This is a genomic window from Herbaspirillum sp. BH-1 (assembly GCF_002870055.1).
In the GTDB taxonomy this organism is placed as follows: Bacteria; Pseudomonadota; Gammaproteobacteria; order Burkholderiales; family Burkholderiaceae_D; genus Herbaspirillum; species Herbaspirillum frisingense.
The window spans coordinates 24,030-43,882 of record NZ_PKOI01000010.1 but is presented as its reverse complement, the minus strand read 5'-3'; the positions used below and the strand labels follow the sequence as shown (position 1 = coordinate 43,882).

Sequence of the window (19,853 nt, the reverse complement as noted above, 5' to 3'; positions counted from 1 at the left end):
TCTCCTTACCAGGCCAGCGGCGTCAGGATGCCCCAGGGCAGGGGTACCTTGAGCAGCTTGTAGAAGATGGCATGGATGATCAGCGCGCTGGCCAGCGCCACCGGCACGGCCACCATCAGACGGGTGCGGAAGGTCAGGAACAGCACCAGCAGCAGCACCACGGCGGTGGGCAGGAAGCCCAACGGTTCCGACACCCAGATATAGAACAGCAGCGAAAGCGGAATAAGCAGGAAGGCCAGCACCGCATGGCGGCTGCCGAACCAGTCCGGCAGCGTGAACCAGTGCGCGTCCTGGTCATCGGCACCGGTGGTGGAGATGGTGGAGATGGTGGTGCCGTGGGACGAACGCGTCTTGCGCAAGCCACGCAGGCCGCGCAGCACCAGCAATACGGCGCAGATCATCAGGCCGCCGGCCAGGGCCTGCGGAAACACGTGGGGCCCGATATCCTGCCCCATCGCGGGCAGGCGGGAAGAGGCGATCCAGAGCACCACCGCGAACAACGCGACCAGCAGTCCGGACAGAGCATCATTGATTTTCATGGAAGCGATCCTGGAAAAGAAACGACGACAGCGGCGCGCCCCCCCCAACGAGGCAGGGCGCGCTCAAGGCATTACCTGGCCATGCCAAGTGTCTTCAGGATGGCGCCCATGTCCTGGTCGCTCTTGTCCATGAACTTGCCGAACTCGGCCGAATCGGCATACATCACGCCGAAACCGCGTCCGCTCATGAAGTCCTTGTACTCCTTGCTGTCGTAGATCTTCTTCAGGCTGGCCGAGAGCTTGCCCTGCACGTCGGCCGGCAAGCCCTTGGGCGCGACGATGCCGCGCCAGGCGCCGTTGGTCCAGGTGCTGCCGGTGAGGCTCTTCAGGGTCGGCACCTTGGGATAGAGCGCCGCCGGTTCATTGGCCATCACCACCAGCGGTACCGCCTTGCCGGCATCGATCAGCGAACGCGCCTCGGGGAGCGATGCCGCCACGATATCCACGCCACCGGCCGCCAGGTCCACCATGGCCGGTGCCGCGCCGTTGGACGGAACGAAGCGCACCGCATTGGGCGCCACCTTCAGGTCATTCAACATACCCGCCAGACCCAGGTGCCAGATGCCGCCCTGCCCGGTACCGGACGCCTTGAGCTTGCCCGGATTGGCCTTGACCGCCTTGAGCAGGTCGTCGAAGTTCTTGTAGGGCGACTCGTGGCTCACCGTCAGGGCGGCCGGATCGAAGTTCATCAGCGCCAGTGGCGTGAAGTCGCGCGGGGTCAGCTTGGTCAGGCCCTGGTGGTGCATCATCGAGATTTCCACGGTGGCGATGCCGATGGTGTAGCCATCCGGTGCCGCACTGGCGATGGCCTGGTGGCCCACCGCACCGTTACCGCCGGTACGGTTGACCACGTTGACCGGTTGGCCCAGGTCTTTTTCCAGCAAGGCGCCGATGATGCGCGCGGTGGCATCGGTACCGCCCCCGGCACCCCAGGGTACCACCAGGGTCACGGGACGTTCCGGCCAGGCGGCAAAGGCCATCGGCGCGGCCAGCATGCTGCAGGCGGCACTGGCCGCGAGCAGGCTCTTCAACAGGGTTCTGCGGGTCAATTCCATTGTCTCCTCCGTTGTCGGTTGCGACTAACACTGGGTGACGGCCAACGTTTGGCAAAGGACTTTCGTTGCCGCTGCATGACCTGCGTGAGCGCGCCGAAACGACAGGACAGATGTTGTCCCTGCGCTTGCGGAATGTCTCCGACTGTCTCGTCGTTGTGCAGGCCTGGTGCCTTGCTGCTTTCTTATGCTCCGGTTCGGGCCGGATGTTTGTTCTGGACGCTTTCCCGTCGCCCTTCATTGGTCTTTCATCCAGGCAGGCATGAAAGCGACAGGTAATGTGGTCTGACCAGCGGGGCCTAGAATTTCACATCACTTGGGCAGTGTCAAGGATGAATGGAACGCATCAAAATAATTCATGCTTGGTGCTCCGCAACATTTTCCACCGGCCGCAAACCCTTGCCAGCACTGGTTTATAGCCACATGGCCGCTTTCACCCGATGTTGCAGGGGCGCAGCAGAAAGCGCCGGTGTGGTGTCGCGGAAAAAGCTTTCCCATGTTCTGGTATTACCACTTGACCAAACAAATCCTGCTGCAATAGACTCGCAGCCAATCGAACAAGTCACGTCGCATCCGCAGGCTGGCCCAGGTGGTTTCCACCCGTTGACCGCAGCGCATGCAGAACGGACGGCACAGACCCAGCCGCCACGGCAGACGCCGGCGGCTTCAGGCAACGGAGACATCTCATTGGCTTACCAAGGCAGAGCAACGAGTCTGAACCGCAGGATCCCGGCTGGCTGGGCGCATAGCGTCTGCGCCGCCTCGGCTTCCAGCGTGCGCGCCCGTCGCGCCCTGCATCGCGCCTCTTCCTTCGGGTCCCTGCTGGCCTTTTTGCTGATCGATTTTTCCCGCTATTTCTTTGACCAGGGCGACAGTCACCCGGTCCCCGTGCGCCAGTCCTGACCGGGCCGGCGCGCAGCAGCACGCAAGCATCACGCAAGCACCAACCGCATTGCACGCACTGCAGGCCCATCCGGCCTGCAGCAGATGGATTTGCACGGGCAGCGCCACCCAATCCGGCCTGCCTGTCAGGGAAGATCATGACTGACGACACAAAAAAACCCACCCGCCGCAGCCAGGCCTGGTTCGGCCGCCAGGACCGCGATGGTTTCATCTACCGCTCCTGGGTCAAGAACCGCGGCATCCCGCACGACCAGTTCGATGGCCGTCCGGTGATCGGCATCTGCAACACCTATTCCGAACTCACCCCCTGCAACTCGCACTTCCGCGCCCTGGCCGAACAGGTCAAGATCGGCATCTGGGAAGCCGGCGGCTTCCCGCTGGAGTTCCCGGTGATGTCGCTGGGCGAGACCCTGCTGCGCCCCACCGCCATGCTCTACCGCAACCTGGCCAGCATGGATGTGGAAGAGTCGATCCGCGCCAATCCACTGGACGGCGTGGTGCTGTTGATGGGCTGCGACAAGACCACCCCGGCCCTGCTCATGGGCGCGGCCTCGGTGGACGTGCCGACCATCGGCGTGTCCGGCGGCCCCATGCTCTCGGGCAAGTACCGTGGCCGTGAACTCGGTTCCGGCACGGGCGTGTGGCAGATGTCGGAAGATGTGCGCGCCGGCAAGATGTCGCAGGAAGAATTCTTCGAGGCCGAGAGCTGCATGCACCGCTCGCACGGGCACTGCATGACCATGGGTACCGCTTCCACCATGGCCAGCATGGTCGAGGCGCTGGGCGTGGGTCTGCCGCACAACGCCGCCATTCCTGCCGTGGACGCGCGCCGCAACGTGCTGGCCCGCAATGCCGGCCGCCGCATCGTGCAGATGGTCGAGGAAGACCTGGTGCTGTCCAAGATCCTGACGCGCCAAGCGTTTGAAAATGCGATCCGCGTCAATGCCGCCATCGGTGGCTCCACCAATGCGGTGATCCACCTGCTGGCCATCGCCGGTCGCATCGGCATCGATCTCGACCTCAAGGACTGGGACGACATCGGCCAGAAGCTCCCTTGCCTGCTGGACCTGCAGCCCTCCGGCAAATTCCTGATGGAAGATTTCTACTATGCCGGTGGCCTGCCGGCGGTGATCCGCCAGCTGGAAAGCGTGATCGACAAGACCGCCCTCACCGCCAACGGCAAGACCCTGTGGGAAAACTGCCAGGACGCGCCGAACTGGAACGAGGAAGTCATCCGCTCCTTCGACAAGCCATTCAAGGAAGCGGCCGGCATCGCCATCCTCAAGGGCAACCTGGCCCCCGATGGCGCCGTGATCAAGCCCTCGGCCGCCACCCCTGCCCTGTTGAAGCATCGCGGCCGCGCCGTGGTCTTCGAGAACAGCGACGACCTGCACCGCCGCATCGACGACGAGAATCTGGACGTCGATGAAACCTGCGTACTGGTGCTCAAGAACTGCGGCCCCAAGGGTTATCCCGGCATGGCCGAAGCCGGCAACATGCCGCTGCCGCCGAAGGTCCTGCGTAAAGGCATCACCGACATGGTGCGCGTCTCGGACGCGCGCATGAGCGGTACCGCCTATGGCACCGTGGTCTTGCACGTCTCGCCGGAAGCCGCCGCTGGCGGACCGCTGGCGCTGGTGCAGAACGGCGACTTCATCGAACTGGATGTGGAAGCCCGCAAGCTGCACCTGGATGTGTCGGAGGAAGAACTGGCACGCCGTCGCGCCCAGTGGCAGAAGCCGGAACTGCCGCCGCAGATGCAGCGTGGCTGGGTCAAGCTCTACGTGGACCACGTGCAGCAGGCCAACCAGGGTGCCGACCTCGATTTCCTGGTCGGCAAGAGCGGCCCCTATGTACCCAAGGATAACCACTAGGCAGGCAGAACGATCCGCGTCCCGGCTGGCTGGCCGGGACGCGGGCAGCAAGGATTTTTTTCAAGAAACACGATTGCAGCGAACTCCACCTGAAGCAACATCGAGCATCATCGAGCGTCATTAAGCAAGGATTAACGGCAACTCAATCAGCATTAGCAGCACATTAATATCAGCATCAGTCGTACCCGGGATCACGGTACAGCCACACAAGCGGCGGCCATGCTCCAGGAAGTAATTGCATCAGGTGGACCAAGACAACCATCACGGAGACGAGCAATGAAAGTACTGATTACCGATTACGATTTCCCCGATGTCGACCTGGAGCTGGCGCTCTACAAGGAAGCCGGTGTGGAAGTCGTGACCGCGCAATGCCGCACCGAAGACGAGGTCATCGCCGCCTCCGCGGGCTGCCAGGGCCTGCTGGTGCAATACGCACCGGTGAACGCCAAGGTGTTCGCGGCACGTCCTGAAATCCGCATCGCCAGCCGCTATGGCGCCGGCTTCGACACCATCAATACCGCCGACGCTGCGCAGCACGGCGTCTGGGTCGCCAACTCGCCCGACTATGGCGTGGGCGAAGTCTCTACCCATGCCCTGGCGATGGCGCTGGACCTGATCCGCAACATCACCGTCTATGACCGTGCCGTCAAGGCCGGGGAATGGCACTACACCACGGCCGGCATCATCCCGCGCGCCTCCGACCTCACCATCGGCATCATCGGCCTGGGTCGCATCGGCAAGCGCATGGCGCATATCTCGCGCAATCTCTTCAAGCGCGTGATCGCCTATGACCCCTACATCATCGACGGTGACTTCCCCGCCTACGTGGAGCGCGTCGGCCGCGAGGAACTGTTCCGCCAGGCCCATGTGGTCTCGCTGCACACGCCGCTCAACGATGAAACGCGCAACATGATCGATGCCTCGCTGCTGAACCTGTTGCAGCCGCAAAGCTATCTGGTCAACTCCGCACGCGGTGGCCTGATCAAGATCGACGACCTGCTGGCGGCACTGGAAAACGGCAAGCTCAAGGGCGCGGCGCTGGATGTGTTGCCGGTCGAACCACCCCAGACATCGGCGGCTATCGTCCAGCATCCACGTGTGCTATTGTCGCCGCACGCGGCCTTCTTCTCCGATGTCGCAGCGCGCGAACTGCGGCGCAAGGCGGCCCAGAACCTGATCGACTGGGACCGCAACGGACGGCCCTCCTACGTGGTCGTCGCTGGCAAGAATCCATAATCATCAACCCCTCCGCGGGGCGCCAATGCAGCACCATCGCCGGCCGCCAGCCGGCGATGCATCAGTGTAGAAAACAGAAAAAAAAGGGGGATCGACCAGATCCCCCACATGCCCGAGCAGGGTGTGCATGAACAAAGTGCGTTGTGGCCGTCTCCGCCTGGAACCGGTTCCGCAGCGTCGATACGAGGATACACACGAGGAGCATTTGATGGCATCAGTACAGATTCGCGCAGTCAAGAAACAGTTCGGCAGCACCCAGATCATCCGGGGCGTCGACATCGATATCGCCGATGGCGAGTTCACGGTTTTGGTCGGCCCTTCCGGCTGCGGCAAGTCGACACTGCTGCGTATGCTGGCCGGGCTGGAGGAGATCACCGGCGGCGAAATCCTGATCGGCGGCACGGTGGTCAACAACGTCCAGCCCAAGGACCGCGACATCGCCATGGTGTTCCAGAACTACGCGCTCTACCCGCACATGACGGTGCGCGACAACATGGCCTTCTCGCTCACGCTGGCCAGGAAGGACAAGTCCTTCGTCGATGAGCGCGTCAAGAAAGCCGCCGACATCCTCGGCCTGAACCAGCTGCTGGACCGCTATCCGCGCCAGCTCTCCGGTGGCCAGCGCCAGCGCGTGGCGATGGGTCGCGCCATCGTGCGCGATCCGCAGGTGTTCCTCTTCGACGAACCGCTCTCCAACCTCGACGCCAAGCTGCGCGTGCAGATGCGCACCGAGATCAAGGAACTGCACCAGCGCTTGAAGACCACCTCCATCTACGTCACCCACGACCAGATCGAAGCCATGACCATGGCCGACCAGATCGTGGTCATGCGGGATGGCCTGGTGGAACAGCGCGGCCGTCCGCTGGACCTGTACGACCACCCGGCCAACCTGTTCGTGGCCGGCTTCATCGGCTCGCCGGCCATGAACTTCATCCCCGCCACGCTGCGCAAGAACGGCGGCGCGGCCGAGGTCGAGTTCGCCGACGGCACCCGCGTACCAGCCCCCTACGGCAGCGCCCTGCAGGGCAGCGATGGCCAGAAGGTGACCTATGGCGTGCGTCCCGAACACCTCTCCATCGGTGGCGCCGGCCAGGGCATCGCCACCAAGGTCATCGTGGTGGAGCCGACCGGCGCCGATACCGAAGTGTTCTCGCGCTTCGGCGAGACCAGCCTGACGTCCATCTTCCGCGAACGCCACGATTTCGGTGCCGGCGACCTGATCCACCTGGTCCCGGACCATAGCCGCACGCACCTGTTCGACGCCGAATCGGGCAAGTCGCTGGCAGCCCGCTGAACCGCAAGCTCCATTACCGCAGTACCCAGGCAACACCAGTAGCGCAGCATCAGAAGAACAAGAGTCCATCCGCAGGGGAGCGATTCCGTCGCGATCCGAAAGCGGTCCAATTCGACTTTCAACCGAAGGAGTAGGAGACATGAGCAAGCTGACACGACGCGAATTCCTGGTCACCAGTGCGGCCGCAGCGGCCGCTTCCGGCATGGGCGTCAATGCCTTTGCCGCCGGCCCCGGCGCTGCCGGCGCCGACAGCATCAAGTACCCGATCGAACAAGGTGCGACCCTGCGCGTGCTGCGCTGGAAGCGCTTCGTCCAGGGTGACGAAGACCTGTGGAACGCCAACGTCAAGAAATTCACCGAACTGACCGGCGTGGCCGTGCGTACCGACAGCGAAGGCTGGGAAGACGTGCGTCCGAAGTCGGCCGTGGCCGCCAACGTGGGCAGCGGCCCGGACATCGTGCTGGGCTGGTTCGACGACCCGCAGCAGTATCCGACCAAGCTGATCGACATGACCGACCTGGCCGATTCGCTGGGCAAGCGCTATGGTGGCTGGTACGACGTCTGCCGCAAGTACGGCACCAAGGACGGCAAGTGGATCGCCCTGCCGCTGGGCGTGATCGGCAATGCCCTGGTCTATCGCGAAAGCCAGATCAAGGCCGCCGGCTTCGACGCCATTCCCAAGGACACCGCCGGCTTCCTGAAGCTGTGCCAGGCCTTGAAGGCCAAGGACACCCCGGTCGGTTTCGCCCTCGGCAAGGCCGTGGGCGATGCCAACAACTGGGCGCACTGGCTGCTGTGGTCGCACGGCGGCAAGCTGGTCGACAAGAGCGGCAAGGTCGCCATCAACTCGCCCGAGACCCGTGCCGCACTCGAATACGCCAAGCAGCTGTACGCCACCTTCGTACCCGGCACCCTGTCCTGGCAGGACCCGTCCAACAACAAGGCCTACCTGGACGGCCAGATCAGCATGACCGCCAACGGCATCTCGGTCTATTACGCGGCCAAGAACTCCACCGATCCGAAGATGCAGGACATCGGCAAGGATACGCAGCACGCGCACTTCCCGATCGGCCCGGCCGGCAAGCCCACCGAGCTGATGCAGATCACCCAGATGATGGTGTTCAAGCACACCAAGTTCCCCAATGCCGCCAAGGCCTTCGTGCAGTTCATGTTCGAGCCGGACCAGTACAACCCGTGGATGAAGGCCTCCATCGGCTACGTCAGCCAGCCGCTGAAGGCCTACGAGAAGAACCCGATCTGGACCGAAGACCCGAAGGCCACCGTCTATCGCGACTCGGCTTCGCTGATGCTGGACCACGGTCACGAAGGCCCGCTGGGACAAGCCTCGGCGGCCTGCATGGCCGACTACGTGGTGGTGGACATGGTGGCGGAAGCTGCCAGCGGTTCCAAGACCGTGCAGCAGGCCATCGACCGCGCCGCCGAACGCGCCAAGCGCTACTACAAGGCTTGATGCCGACGGCATGATGGCGGGACGGCGCCGCGCCGGGTTCCCTCGGGACAGCGGGCAAGGGGCAGGTTGTCAGGGCCTGCCGACCCGGCGCGACGGCGTCCGGCCATCACCAGAAGCGAACACCGTATCGGCCGCAGGCCTGTCCTGCGGCCCTTTCATCGAGGCAAATCATGCTATCCCGATTCCTGAACAACCGTAACGTACTGGGCATGCTGTTCATGGCCCCGGCCGTGATCCTGCTGGTGGTGTTCCTGACCTACCCGCTGGGACTGGGCATCTGGCTGGGCTTCACCGACACCAAGATCGGTGGCGAAGGCAACTTCGTCGGCCTGGACAACTTCACCTACCTGGCCGGCGATTCGCTGGCCCAGCTGTCGCTGTTCAACACCGTGTTCTACACGGTCAGCGCCAGTATCCTCAAATTCGCACTGGGCCTGTGGCTGGCCATCCTGCTCAACAAGAACGTGCCGCTGAAGACCTTCTTCCGCGCCATCGTGCTGTTGCCCTGGATCGTGCCGACCGCACTGTCGGCGCTGGCGTTCTGGTGGCTGTATGACGCGCAGTTCTCCGTCATCAGCTGGGCGCTGACCAAGATGGGCCTGATCAACCACTACATCGACTTCCTGGGCGACCCCTGGAATGCGCGCTGGTCTACCGTCTTTGCCAACGTCTGGCGCGGCATCCCGTTCGTGGCCATTTCGCTGCTGGCCGGGCTGCAGACCATCTCGCCTTCGCTGTACGAAGCGGCCGCCATCGACGGCGCCACGCCCTGGCAGCAGTTCCGCCATGTGACGCTGCCGCTGCTGACCCCGATCATCGCGGTGGTGATGACCTTCTCGGTGCTGTTCACCTTCACCGACTTCCAGCTGATCTACGTGCTGACCCGCGGTGGTCCGTTGAATGCCACCCACCTGATGGCCACGCTGTCGTTCCAGCGCGCGATCCCCGGTGGTGCCCTGGGTGAAGGTGCGGCGATGGCCACCTACATGATCCCGTTCCTGCTGGCAGCGATCATGTTCTCGTACTTCGGCCTGCAACGTCGCGGCTGGCAACAAGGAGGTGACAAATAATGGCCAAGAAAAAAGACGACCAACAGGAAACCCAGGGCATGGATTTCCTGCAATCGACACCGCGCCGCTGGGTGACGATCTATATCCCGCTGCTGATCTTCCTGTTCGTGCTGCTGTTCCCGTTCTACTGGATGGTGATCACCGCCTTCAAGCCTGACGGCGAACTGCTCTCCCAGACCGGCAATCCCTTCTGGGTGGTGGCGCCGACCCTGGCGCACTTCAAGAAGCTGCTGTTCGACACCCAGTATCCGGCCTGGCTGCTGAACACGGTGATCGTCTCGGTGGTGTCGACCTTCGCCTCGCTGGCAGCCAGCGTCTTTGCTGCCTATGCGATCGAACGGTTGCGCTTCCAGGGTTCCAAGCAGGTCGGCCTGGGCATCTTCCTGGCCTACCTGATCCCGCCCTCGATCCTGTTCATCCCGCTGGCGGCGATCGTGTTCAAGCTGGGCCTGTTCGACACGCGCTGGGCGCTGATCCTGACCTACCCGACCTTCCTCATCCCGTTCTGCACGTGGCTGTTGATGGGTTACTTCCGCTCGATTCCGTACGAGCTGGAAGAATGCGCCCTCATCGACGGCGCCACGCGCTGGGAGATCCTGGTCAAGATCATCCTTCCGCTGGCCGTGCCCGGCCTGATCTCGGCCGGCATCTTCGCCTTCACGCTGTCGTGGAACGAGTTCATCTACGCCCTGACCTTCATCTCTTCATCCGAAGTGAAGACGGTACCGGTGGGCATCGTCACCGAGCTGGTCGATGGCGACGTCTACCACTGGGGCGCCCTGATGGCCGGCGCCCTGCTGGGCTCGCTACCGGTGGCGGTGGTGTATTCCTTCTTCGTGGAGTATTACGTCTCGGGGATGACGGGGGCGGTGAAGGAATAAGAACCTCGTCCCCCAAAGAGAAAGCCCGACGTCCTCGCGGACGTCGGGCTTTTTCATTGCTGCGTATTACTTGCAGCTCAAGCAGAAGAACCTATTGCTTGGCCAGCGGCGCACTGCCCGCCTCCACCGTCTTCTTCTCCGGCACTTGCTTGCGCACCTTGGCCACATCGGAGGCACTCACCGACGAGGCCTGGTTGCCCCAGCTGCTGCGGATGAAGGTGACCACATCGGCCACTTCCTGATCCGACAGGCGGCTGCCGAAGGCCGGCATGGCGAACTGCGTCGGGGCCTTGTGGGTCCAGGGCATTTCTGCACCTTCCAGCACGATGCGGATCAGCGATGCCGGATTTTCCGCATTGACCGTGGGCGACAGCGCCAGGGTCGGGAAGGTCTCGTCATAGCCCTTGCCGCTGCTGCGGTGGCAGGCCGCGCAGTTGTTCAGGAAGGCCATGGCGCCCGGGCTCTGGTCGCTGCCCTTGCGCAAGGCCTGGTGGGTCTTGTCGTCATAGGCCAGCGCGGCCGTGCCTTCCTTCACCGGCTTCAGGGACTTCAGGTACGTGGCCATGGCCGCCAGGTCTTGCTCGGTCATGTACTGGGTACTGTTGGCGACCACGTCGGCCATGCCGCCAAAGGCAGCGGAATGGCTGTTGCGGCCGGTCTTGAGGAAGGCCACGATGTCGGCCTCGCTCCAGTTGCCCAGACCGTCGCGGGCATCGCCGCGCAGGTTGTTGGCCAGGTAGCCATCGATCACGCCGCCGGAGAGGAATGCGCTGCTGTCATTGCTCAGCGCCTTCTCCTGCATGCCCACGCCACGCGGGGTGTGGCAGGCGCCGCAGTGGCCCAGGCCCTCGACCAGGTATTGGCCGCGAACCAGAGGACTGTTGTCCTCGGGACCATCGACCGCGACCGCCGGTGCGAATACCTTGCGCCAGATCGACAGCGGCCAGCGCATCGACAGCGGCCAGGTGATGTCCACGCCACGGTTGGGCGTGGGATCAGCCTGCACGCCGTTCATGAAGTAGGCATACAAGGCCTTCACGTCGGCCGGCTTGACCTTGGCGTAGGACGGATAGGGCATGGCCGGGTAGAGCGACGCGCCATCCTTGCGGATGCCGTGGCGCAGGGCCTGGTCGAAATCGGCCTCACTGTAGCTGCCGATGCCCTGTTCCTTGTCGGGCGTGATGTTGGACGAATACACCGTGCCGATGGGCGTGGCGATGGCCAGACCACCGGCGAACGGCTTGCCGCCCTTGGCCGTGTGGCAGGCCACGCAGTCGCCGGCCTTGGCCAGGTATTCGCCGCGCTGTACCAGTTGCTGGTCGACGGACGGCGCCGCTGTCGTGCCTTGTGCCGCTGCGGTGAACGCGGACAGCGACATGACTGCCGCGCAGGCGGCGATGAAATAATGCTTGATCATGGTCGTTATCCTTATGCCTGCACCAGCGGGCCGGGGTTTTTCAGATACTGCTCGCGGATCGCCTTGGCGGAGTGATACGCCAGCGCCGTGACCAGCCCGGTCGGGTTGTAGCCCATGTTCTGCGGGAAGGCGCAGGCGCCGTACACGAACACGTTGGGCACATCCCAGCTCTGCAGATACTTGTTGACCACGCTGTTCTTGGGCGTGGTACCCATGATCGCGCCACCGGTCAGGTGGGTGGACTGGTAGACCCGGGTATCCCAGGACGAACCGGTCTTGCGCACGGCCTTGACCACCTTCTCGGGGTTCATGGCGTGGCCCACCTTTTCCATCTCGCCGGCAATGTAGGTCAGCATCTTGCCTTCGTTTTCCTTCCAGTTCAGGGTCATGCGCAGCAGCGGCTGGCCATTGGCATCCTTGTAGGTCGGGTCCAGCGACAGGTAGCAGTCGCGATAGGCCATCACCGAACCGGACATGCCGATGGTCAGGGTGCGCTGGTAGGCGTCCTGCACGCTGGCCTTCCACTCGGAACCCCAGTTGGGCACCTTCTCGCCCGGCATGGTGCCGGCCTGCTTGATGGGACGACCGCCATAGCGCACGTGACGGATCGAGGCGCCGCCGATGAAGCCCAGCGGACCGTGGTCGAACTGGTCGGCGTTGAGGTCGTCCATGCCCACGCCACCGGCACCGGTGCCGATGAAGGGATTGAACTGGGTGCCCTTGGGCATGACCACGTTGATGCCGCCGTTGTACTGGTAGGCGAAGTTCTTGCCCACCACGCCTTCACCGGTGACCGGGTCATAGGGCTTGCCGATGCCGGACAGCAGCAGCAGGCGCACGTTGTGGGTCTGGAAGGCGGTCAGCAGCACCAGGTCAGCCGGCTGTTCCACTTCGCGGCCCTGGGCGTCGATGTAGGTGACGCCCGTGGCGCGCTTGCCGGAGGCGTCCAGGTTGACCTTGATCACCTGGGCCTTGGTGCGCACCTCGAAGTTCTTGCGCTTCAACAGCACCGGCAGGATGGTGGTCTGCGGCGAGGCCTTGGAGTACATGTAGCAGCCGTAGTTTTCGCAGAAGCCGCAGTAGTTGCAGGGGCCGATGCGCACGCCATACGGGTTGGTGAAAGGCTGCGAAGCATTGGCAGCGGGTGCCGGATACGGGTGGTAACCGACGTCGCGCATGGCCTTTTCCACCAGCGAGGCGCTGTACTGGTATTGCAGCGGCGGGGTCGGGAATTCGTCGGTGCGCTCGCCTTCCAGCGGGTTGCCGCCGGGGACGATCTTGCCCTTGAGGTTGCCGGCCTTGCCGGAGACGGCCATGACCTTTTCCGAGAAGTCGTAGAACGGCTCCAGTTCCTTGTAGGTCACGCCGTGATCCTGGATGGTCATGTCCTCGGGAATGAATTTCTTGCCGTACTTCTGCTCGTGGTGAGTGCGCATCTCCAGCTCTTCGGGCAGGTTACGGTACATCATGCCGTTCCAGTGGAAACCGGCACCGCCCACGCCATCGCCCAGCAGGAAGGAACCGTGCTGGCGATACGGGACAGCCACGTCGGAGAGGGTGTGACGGATGGTCACGGTCTCGCGCGAGAGATCCTGGAACAGCGCGCCGCGCACGGAATACTTCAGTTCATCGACCGCCTTGGGATAGGGCGTATCGGTATTGGTGTCGCGCATGTCGCCGCGTTCCAGCGCCAGCACGTTCAGGCCGGCTTCGGTGAGTTCCATGCCCATGATGGAACCGGTCCAGCCCAGGCCCACCATCACTACATCCACTTTGTCTTTTTTGATAGCCATGATCAGCCCTTCTCTCCCAGAATCGACACGGGGCCGTATGGATATTTCACGTTGTATTGATCGACCCAGTCGGCGTAGTCGGCACGCGCGCCGGGGAAGCCGACCATCTTCCAGCCGCCCATCTTCTGATTGCCGCCGTACATCGGGTCGGCGAAATAGCCTTCCTTGGTATTGCCCAGCATGAAGCTGAAGAAGGTCTTGGCCGGGACAGTCTCGAAGGCGATCTTGCCGCCTTCCATCATCTTCAGCACTTCCAGCTGCTTGGCCTTGTCCAGTTCGGCGAAGACCTTGCCGTGGTTCTTGCTGCACCAGTCGTTGCAGGCGGCGATGCCCTGGCGATAGATGTCACGCGGCACCAGCGAAAGCTGGTAACCCAGTTCGGGAACGCTGTCAGGATGGAAAGGACCTTGCATGTACCACAGCTTGCCGGCGCCATAGGGGGTTTCCATCTGGCGGTCGATGAACTCCGGCACGCCCGTTTCGAGGGCGCCGGCACCGTACTGGTCGGAGGGAATCAGGTGGTCGACGGCGGCGTTGATGAAGGCCCATTCGGCCGCGTTGAAGTAGGTGGGGGTGTAGGCGCGGGGCTTGCCCGGTGAGCCGCTGTCGGCGATTGCCTGCTGGCTGACTGCGACGGTAGTGGCGCCACCTAGCGTTGTTGCTGCTGGGACGATGGCCAATACCTGGCGCAGGAAACGCCGCCTCGGCTCTTTATCTTGTGACATGACTATCCTTTGGACGTGGGATTTGACGAGGGAAAAACACGGACACTACGCCACGGCCGGAAGCAGGAATGCGCACCCTGCCCCCTTGATGGACGCTTGTCTCTTGTAGTAAAGGTGATGCCCCCTGCCGGCCGGCTCCTGGCGCCGACCGGCAAGGTCAGGAACACGGTCCGAACTCAGGCCAGCACTTCGCCGAAGAAGGCCTGCAGCGCCACGGCGGCGCGCTCGGCGGTCTGGCGGTGATAGAAGAAGCCGGGATTGTTGGCATCCGGATCGGTGAAGGAATGGCCGGCCTGGCCATAGTTGACCAGTTGCCAGTCGATCTTCAGCGCGCTCATCTCGTCGATGAAGCCATTGACCTGCTCACGCGGGACCGAAGGGTCCTGCACGCCATGCAGCACCAGTACCGCGCCCTTGATCTTGCTCTCGGCCGGCGCCGGGGTATCGAGCGCACCGTGCAACGAGACCGTGCCGCGCAGTTCGGCGCCATCACGGGCCAGTTCCAGCGCGGCCGTGCCGCCGAAGCAGAAGCCGCAGGCGCCGATCTTGTCGGCCGCGAGCTTCACGAAACTCTGCTCGCGCAAGACCTTCAGCGCCGCCTGCATGCGCCGGCGCAGTTGCGCACGGTCCTTCTTGAGGGGCATGATGGCGGCCAGGGCCTGGTCACCATCGGTAGGACGTACCGACTTGCCGAACACGTCGGCCACCAGGATGGCGTGGCCGGCACCAATGGTGGTGGCGGCGATTTCCAGTGCCTGCTGGCGCAGACCGAAATAGTTGGGCACCGACAGCACACCCGAAACGGGCGGCTTGGCTTTGTTATAGAGCAGGACGCTTTCGTAATCAACGCCGTCGGCGCTATGGGAAATCGTTTCGAGGGCAAGATCGCTGACCGCAATGCCGAGCTTGGCGGCAATGGCGGCGGTGTTCCAGGACGTGGACATGGAGGCTCCTTTGGGTGGAAAACGCCGGCCGGTGTGGAGACCGGCCGGCGCTCAGGAAACTTTTATTTGGGCGCGGATTGCGGCTACAGATTGACAACGCAAGCCGGAAACCAGCTCAGCAATGCCTTCACCTTGACCGCATCAGGGCAACAATGTTCGCACAAACAGTGCATTTCTGCAGGAGGTCATACCACTTGACCTCGTCATAATGCGAGGTGTTTCCCTACAATCTCCATACAAGCCGCATGGATAAGGGCTTGGCTTGACATTTGTCTGCGAGCAATAGATTCTTGCCCGACCCGTCGGCAGCCTCTTCCTCAGACAAATCCAAACCAGAGCTCCCATGAACGACACCATCGACCTGCCCTTCCCGTCCGAACCAGCTCCCGAGCCAGTGCCGAGAGCGAGCATCACCCCAGCCCCTTCCTCGCAACCCTTTGTCTTCAGCGGGCGCGGTTCGGAATATTTCCGCATCTGGACCGTCAATCTCTTGCTGTCCATCCTCACCCTGGGCATCTACTCGGCCTGGGCCAAGGTGCGCCGCCTGCGCTACTTCTATGACAATACCTCGGTGGCCGAGGGCAGCTTCGACTACCACGGCAATCCCGTTTCCATCCTCAAGGGCCGCATCATCGCCGTGGTGTTGCTGGCGGTCTATCACTTTGCCGGTGCGGCCAATCCACTGCTGGGCCTGGCGGCGGCATTAATGATGGTGCTGGCCGGCCCCTGGCTGATCTGGCGCAGCCTGCAGTTCAAGCTCTACAACACCAGCTATCGCGGCATCCGCTTCGGTTTTCGCGGTAGCCTCGGCGGCGCAGCCCGCAACTTCCTGATGTGGCCGATGCTGGCCAGTGTTTCCCTGGGCCTGCTGGCGCCGCTGGCCTACCAGCGTTTCAAGCGCTACCAGCACAGCGAAGCGCGCTTCGGGGCGACGCACTTTTCCTTCCATGGATCGGTGGGTGCGTTCTACAAGGCTGTCGTGATCGGGCTGGGGCTATGGCTGGGCGGGCTGGTGGTCATCTTCGTCGGCTTTGGCGGCCTCATGCTGATCGAGCTTGCCAAGTCGGGCGACATGGGGGGAGGCAAGCTGGTGCTGATGTCCCTGTCCCTGTATGTCTGGAGCTTCCTGGCCATCCCGCTGTGGATGACCTTGATGCAGAACCTGGTCTGGAACAACACCCGCCTGGGCGAGCATCGCTTCCAGAGCAGGATGCGTTGGGGCCGCACTGCCTTCATCGTCTTCACCAATATCCTGGGCATCGCCTTCACGCTGGGTCTGTTCACCCCCTTCGCACAGATCCGCCTGCTGCGGTATCGCATCGAATCGCTGACGCTGCTGCCAGCCAGTGGCCTGGATGATTTCATCGCCTCCAGCGAAGCCCATGGTTCGGCCACCGGCGAGGGCCTGGGCGATCTGCTCGACTTCGACCTGTCGATGTAGGCCAGGGATGGTCAAGGCTTCCTATTACGACGGCAAGACCTCGCGGCGTCACCAGGTGACGCTGACGGTGGTCGATGGCGTGGCGCAGGTGCGCGGCGAGGTCGAGCGCGATTGCCCGATCTCGCAATTGCGCGTGTCCGAGCGCTTCAACCGGGCGGCGCGCAAGGTCAGCTTCGCCGACGGCGCCTATCTGGAAATCATCGATGCCCAGGCCTTTCGCGATCTGCTGCAGCAGACCGGTCACCGCGACACGCTGGTGGTGCGGCTGCAGCAGAGCTGGCGCCATGCCCTGACCGCCTGCGCAGTCCTGATCGCGGTGGTGGCACTGGGTTATCTCTATCTGCTGCCGCTGGCTGCGCGCGGCATCGCGGCGGCGCTGCCGGTGCAGGTGGATCAGCAGATCGGACGCGGCACGCTGGAATTCCTGGATCTGCATGTGCTGGCCCCCAGCCAGCTGGACGTGCGCCGGGCGGCCGCCATCAAGGCGCGCTTCCAGGCTTTGACGGCGCCCATGGCGGATGCGCCGGCCTATGACATCGTGTTCCGCAAGAGTCGCATCGGTCCCAATGCCTTCGCCCTGCCCTCCGGACAGATCGTGGTGACTGACGAGATCGTGCGCCTGCTGGACGATGACGATGCGCTCATGGGCGTGCTGGCGCACGAGCTGGGCCATGTCCACCGACGCCACCTGATGCGCCGGCTGATCCAGAGTTCGGCCATGGCGGCCACGGCGACGGTGCTGTTCGGGGACGTCTCGGCGGTGCTGGCCAATATCCCGACGGTAATGCTGGACCTGAAGTATTCACGCGACATCGAGCGCGAAGCCGACGACTACGCCATCGCCATGTTCCAGGCCAACGGCCTGCCGCGCCAGAAGCTGGCGAAGGTGTTCGAAAAGCTGGAACAGGCCGGCGGCGGTGCCGACGGCGGCGTGTCACCCTACCTGTCCAGCCATCCGGCCAACGACGAACGGATTGCCCACATCCTCGGGGCGCGCTGATCCGTTCAGGTCGAGAAGGGGAACAGGGTGCGTACGCCAGTAAGCGCCTCCATCCCCTCCAGCTGTGCCAGCCGCTCGTTGGCGATGTGCTCATCGACGCCACCGTAGCGCAGGCATTCCAGGAATTTCTCGCGCCGCTGTTCCGGCGTCAAAGGCTCGCGTGCTGCGCCACGCGGTGCATCGCGACGGCCATGCAACTGCCTGCCATCACTCAATTGGATACAGACCTCGGCCCCCTCGGGGGCCTGCTGCTGCCGCGCCGGGTTCTGCCATTGCGTGCTACTGCACATGCTGACCCTGGCCATGAGCGCGATCATGTCGGCCTGCGCCAGTCGCGCCGCCTCCAGGTCCTGCAGGCGCGGCCCGCCGTGCAGCACCGCCGCCGCGATGGCGAAGGGCATGCTGAACTGTGCCTGCTGCGGCGTCTGTGGGCGATCATGGATCAGGTTGGCAATCACGATGGGTGGCACGTCGCAGCGGATGGCAAGAATCTCCTCGCTGCGCACACCATGCGCCGCGATCAACTCCACCACCACATCGACGGCGGCATGCGAAGACAGGCAGACCGGGATGCGCTTGACGTCCAGCCCCGGATCTTCGAGCGTCCAGCGTTGTCCCAGTGCGCTGAAGACGCTGCCATCGAAATGATCGTCATTGAAGAGATGCGCAACGCCATGGCGATGCTCGAAGGCATCGATCGGGCCGGTGGCGCCGGCCTGTGCCAGCCAGGCCGCCATCACCCCGGCCTCGGCGGCACGTCCGGCCAGCAGGGCCTTGGCGTCGGTGCCGAAGCCGGCCTTGATGCCGGCCGCACTGGCAGCGGCCAGGCCGAGTGCATGCGCGGCCTGCTGCGCATCCAGCCGCAGCAGCCAGGCTGCCGCCGCGCAAGCGCCGATGGGGCCGAGTATCCCGCTGCTCCACCAGCCACGCCGATAGAGCCGGTTGTCGCTTGCCAGGCCCAGCGTGTACTGGCATTCGGCGCCGACCACCAGGGCCGTCAACAGGGCCTGGCCATCGGCATCGATCTGCTGGGCCACCGCCAGCGCGGCCGGCACGATCACCGCCGAACCGTGGACGAAACCGGCGTAGCAGTTGTCATCGAAGTCCAGCGCATGTGCGGCCACGGCATTGACCAGCGCGGCGTGGCGCGCCTGCGTGCGCTGGTCGCTGCCGGCCAGGCCACAGGTACCGGCCGCGCCATCGCCCTGCACCAGCAGGCGGGCATGGGCCGCCCCGCGGGTGCGACCACCGGCGCTGATCACGCCGAGGGTATCGATGAGGCTATGCAGGGCGATGCGGCGGATGCGCGGGGGGATGCTTCCCGCCTCCTGCCGCACCAGCCAGCGTGCCATGGCAGGGATGGCGAGGCTCACACCCGGCGCATCGCCTGTCGTGGCGGAGTGCGGCCCGCTCAATCCGGCAGCTGCCCGGCCGGGGCGCCCAGCCAGGTCTGCGAGAACTTGTCGATGGTGCCATCGGCGCGGGCTTCGCGGATGATCATGTTGATCTTCGCCAGCAGGGTCGATTCACCCTTGGGCATGGCCACGTAGCAAGGCGCATTGGCCAGGATCACCTTCAGTTCCATGTCCAGCGAGGGGTTCATCTTCTGCAGCGCGGCGGCAACCGTGGTGCCGGTGGCGAACATCTGCACATGCCCGGCCAGGAAGGCCGACAGCGTGGCATTGTTGTCCTCGAAGCGCTTGACCACCGCGCCCGGCGCCAGCTGTTCCAGCTCCTGGTCCTGCATCGAGCCACGGGTCACCGAGATGGTCTTGCCGTTGAGTTCGGCAAAGCTGCTGGCCTTGACCTTCTTGGTGCCGAACACCGCATCGAAGAACGGTGCATAGGCCAGGCTGAAGTCCACCACCTTGGCGCGCTCGGCGGTCTTGCCCAGCGACGAGATGGTGATGTCGGCCTTGTTGGTCTGCAGGTAGGCGATGCGGTTGGGCGCGGTCACCGGCACCAGTTCGACCTTCACGCCGAGTTTCTTGCCGATCAGTTGCGCCATGTCGATGTCGTAGCCACGCGGGGTCATGTCACTGCCCACCGAGCCATAGGGCGGGTAGTCGGTCGGCACGGCCACGCGGATGGACTTGCGCGCCATGATGGTGCTGTAGAGGTCGTCGGCCAGCACGGGCGAGCTGGCCACGGCCAGGCCAGCCGCAAGAGTCAGCATGGCAAGTAGGGAGCGGCGTTTCATGGAAAACCTTTCT

At 63.8% G+C, this 19,853-nt stretch carries 17 protein-coding genes; 9 read left to right on the top strand and 8 right to left on the bottom strand.

Going from position 1 to position 19,853, the window contains the following annotated elements; genetic code table 11:
- Positions 1 to 5: 5 nt before the first annotated feature.
- Together HBH1_RS14605 and HBH1_RS14600 are read right to left on the bottom strand one after the other, a co-directional pair.
- Complete coding sequence (locus HBH1_RS14605; RefSeq protein ID WP_102663340.1) at positions 6 to 539, bottom strand: tripartite tricarboxylate transporter TctB family protein; 534 nt, start codon at positions 537 to 539, stop codon at positions 6 to 8.
- Positions 540 to 610: 71 nt separating this feature from the next.
- On the bottom strand, positions 611 to 1,594 hold the full coding sequence (locus HBH1_RS14600; protein ID WP_102663339.1) for a Bug family tripartite tricarboxylate transporter substrate binding protein: 984 nt from the start codon (positions 1,592 to 1,594) through the stop codon (positions 611 to 613).
- A gap of 333 nt (positions 1,595 to 1,927) precedes the next feature.
- On the opposite strand from HBH1_RS14600, the gene HBH1_RS24935 reads away from it, so the two are divergent.
- The 7 genes from HBH1_RS24935 to HBH1_RS14570 all read left to right on the top strand — a co-directional run bounded on the left by HBH1_RS24935 (position 1,928) and on the right by HBH1_RS14570 (position 10,320).
- On the top strand, positions 1,928 to 2,494 hold the full coding sequence (locus HBH1_RS24935; RefSeq protein ID WP_146012859.1) for a hypothetical protein: 567 nt from the start codon (positions 1,928 to 1,930) through the stop codon (positions 2,492 to 2,494).
- A 137-nt stretch (positions 2,495 to 2,631) separates the two neighbouring features.
- Positions 2,632 to 4,368, top strand: a complete 1,737-nt coding sequence (locus HBH1_RS14595; RefSeq protein WP_102663338.1) for an IlvD/Edd family dehydratase — start codon at positions 2,632 to 2,634, stop codon at positions 4,366 to 4,368.
- Positions 4,369 to 4,644: 276 nt separating this feature from the next.
- Positions 4,645 to 5,604, top strand: a complete 960-nt coding sequence (locus HBH1_RS14590) for a C-terminal binding protein (protein WP_102663337.1) — start codon at positions 4,645 to 4,647, stop codon at positions 5,602 to 5,604.
- A gap of 208 nt (positions 5,605 to 5,812) precedes the next feature.
- Complete coding sequence (locus HBH1_RS14585; RefSeq protein WP_102663336.1) at positions 5,813 to 6,898, top strand: ABC transporter ATP-binding protein; 1,086 nt, start codon at positions 5,813 to 5,815, stop codon at positions 6,896 to 6,898.
- A gap of 139 nt (positions 6,899 to 7,037) precedes the next feature.
- Entirely contained in the window at positions 7,038 to 8,369 is a 1,332-nt protein-coding gene (locus tag HBH1_RS14580; RefSeq protein WP_006462790.1) for an ABC transporter substrate-binding protein, read from the top strand.
- 170 nt (positions 8,370 to 8,539) lie between these two features.
- Entirely contained in the window at positions 8,540 to 9,439 is a 900-nt protein-coding gene (locus tag HBH1_RS14575) for a carbohydrate ABC transporter permease (protein WP_102663335.1), read from the top strand.
- Positions 9,439 to 10,320, top strand: a complete 882-nt coding sequence (locus HBH1_RS14570) for a carbohydrate ABC transporter permease (protein WP_006462792.1) — start codon at positions 9,439 to 9,441, stop codon at positions 10,318 to 10,320. The genes HBH1_RS14575 and HBH1_RS14570 overlap by 1 nt, the downstream gene beginning before the upstream one ends.
- A 91-nt stretch (positions 10,321 to 10,411) precedes the next feature.
- Here the strand turns inward: HBH1_RS14570 and HBH1_RS14565 are convergent, their stop codons facing one another.
- From HBH1_RS14565 to HBH1_RS14550, 4 genes are all read right to left on the bottom strand, one after another.
- Complete coding sequence (locus HBH1_RS14565; protein ID WP_199181591.1) at positions 10,412 to 11,737, bottom strand: cytochrome c; 1,326 nt, start codon at positions 11,735 to 11,737, stop codon at positions 10,412 to 10,414.
- A gap of 11 nt (positions 11,738 to 11,748) precedes the next feature.
- A complete protein-coding gene (locus HBH1_RS14560) occupies positions 11,749 to 13,530 on the bottom strand; it encodes a GMC family oxidoreductase (RefSeq protein ID WP_102663334.1) in 1,782 nt (593 codons plus the stop codon).
- 2 nt (positions 13,531 to 13,532) lie between these two features.
- Positions 13,533 to 14,255, bottom strand: a complete 723-nt coding sequence (locus tag HBH1_RS14555) for a gluconate 2-dehydrogenase subunit 3 family protein (protein ID WP_077238325.1) — start codon at positions 14,253 to 14,255, stop codon at positions 13,533 to 13,535.
- Between the two features lie 176 nt (positions 14,256 to 14,431).
- A complete protein-coding gene (locus HBH1_RS14550) occupies positions 14,432 to 15,199 on the bottom strand; it encodes a dienelactone hydrolase family protein (RefSeq protein ID WP_102663333.1) in 768 nt (255 codons plus the stop codon).
- A 343-nt stretch (positions 15,200 to 15,542) separates the two neighbouring features.
- On the opposite strand from HBH1_RS14550, the gene HBH1_RS14545 reads away from it, so the two are divergent.
- Both HBH1_RS14545 and HBH1_RS14540 read left to right on the top strand, forming a co-directional pair.
- On the top strand, positions 15,543 to 16,640 hold the full coding sequence (locus HBH1_RS14545; protein WP_102663332.1) for a YjgN family protein: 1,098 nt from the start codon (positions 15,543 to 15,545) through the stop codon (positions 16,638 to 16,640).
- 7 nt (positions 16,641 to 16,647) lie between these two features.
- Positions 16,648 to 17,640: a M48 family metallopeptidase gene (locus HBH1_RS14540; RefSeq protein WP_102663331.1), complete on the top strand. Its 993-nt coding sequence runs from the start codon at positions 16,648 to 16,650 to the stop codon at positions 17,638 to 17,640.
- A 5-nt stretch (positions 17,641 to 17,645) separates the two neighbouring features.
- Here HBH1_RS14540 and HBH1_RS14535 read toward each other — a convergent pair whose 3' ends face one another.
- Positions 17,646 to 19,013 (bottom strand): MmgE/PrpD family protein, encoded by a 1,368-nt coding sequence (locus HBH1_RS14535; protein ID WP_233207617.1) that lies wholly within the window; start codon positions 19,011 to 19,013, stop codon positions 17,646 to 17,648.
- Between the two features lie 38 nt (positions 19,014 to 19,051).
- Complete coding sequence (locus tag HBH1_RS14530; protein WP_102663329.1) at positions 19,052 to 19,840, bottom strand: transporter substrate-binding domain-containing protein; 789 nt, start codon at positions 19,838 to 19,840, stop codon at positions 19,052 to 19,054.
- Positions 19,841 to 19,853 lie beyond the last annotated feature (13 nt).

Excerpts from the sequence above, each read along its gene's own strand:
- HBH1_RS14600 (WP_102663339.1), bottom strand. The coding sequence starts at position 1,594 with ATGGAATTGACCCGCAGAACCCTGTTGAAGAGCCTGCTCGCGGCCAGT.
- HBH1_RS14545 (WP_102663332.1), top strand. The coding sequence starts at position 15,543 with ATGAACGACACCATCGACCTGCCCTTCCCGTCCGAACCAGCTCCCGAG.
- HBH1_RS14560 (WP_102663334.1), bottom strand. The coding sequence starts at position 13,530 with ATGGCTATCAAAAAAGACAAAGTGGATGTAGTGATGGTGGGCCTGGGC.
- HBH1_RS14550 (WP_102663333.1), bottom strand. The coding sequence starts at position 15,199 with ATGTCCACGTCCTGGAACACCGCCGCCATTGCCGCCAAGCTCGGCATT.
- HBH1_RS14605 (WP_102663340.1), bottom strand. The coding sequence starts at position 539 with ATGAAAATCAATGATGCTCTGTCCGGACTGCTGGTCGCGTTGTTCGCG.
- HBH1_RS14590 (WP_102663337.1), top strand. The coding sequence starts at position 4,645 with ATGAAAGTACTGATTACCGATTACGATTTCCCCGATGTCGACCTGGAG.
- HBH1_RS14565 (WP_199181591.1), bottom strand. The coding sequence starts at position 11,737 with ATGATCAAGCATTATTTCATCGCCGCCTGCGCGGCAGTCATGTCGCTG.
- HBH1_RS14530 (WP_102663329.1), bottom strand. The coding sequence starts at position 19,840 with ATGAAACGCCGCTCCCTACTTGCCATGCTGACTCTTGCGGCTGGCCTG.
- HBH1_RS24935 (WP_146012859.1), top strand. The coding sequence starts at position 1,928 with ATGGAACGCATCAAAATAATTCATGCTTGGTGCTCCGCAACATTTTCC.
- HBH1_RS14580 (WP_006462790.1), top strand. The coding sequence starts at position 7,038 with ATGAGCAAGCTGACACGACGCGAATTCCTGGTCACCAGTGCGGCCGCA.
- HBH1_RS14570 (WP_006462792.1), top strand. The coding sequence starts at position 9,439 with ATGGCCAAGAAAAAAGACGACCAACAGGAAACCCAGGGCATGGATTTC.
- HBH1_RS14585 (WP_102663336.1), top strand. The coding sequence starts at position 5,813 with ATGGCATCAGTACAGATTCGCGCAGTCAAGAAACAGTTCGGCAGCACC.
- HBH1_RS14595 (WP_102663338.1), top strand. The coding sequence starts at position 2,632 with ATGACTGACGACACAAAAAAACCCACCCGCCGCAGCCAGGCCTGGTTC.
- HBH1_RS14575 (WP_102663335.1), top strand. The coding sequence starts at position 8,540 with ATGCTATCCCGATTCCTGAACAACCGTAACGTACTGGGCATGCTGTTC.
- HBH1_RS14555 (WP_077238325.1), bottom strand. The coding sequence starts at position 14,255 with ATGTCACAAGATAAAGAGCCGAGGCGGCGTTTCCTGCGCCAGGTATTG.
- HBH1_RS14540 (WP_102663331.1), top strand. The coding sequence starts at position 16,648 with ATGGTCAAGGCTTCCTATTACGACGGCAAGACCTCGCGGCGTCACCAG.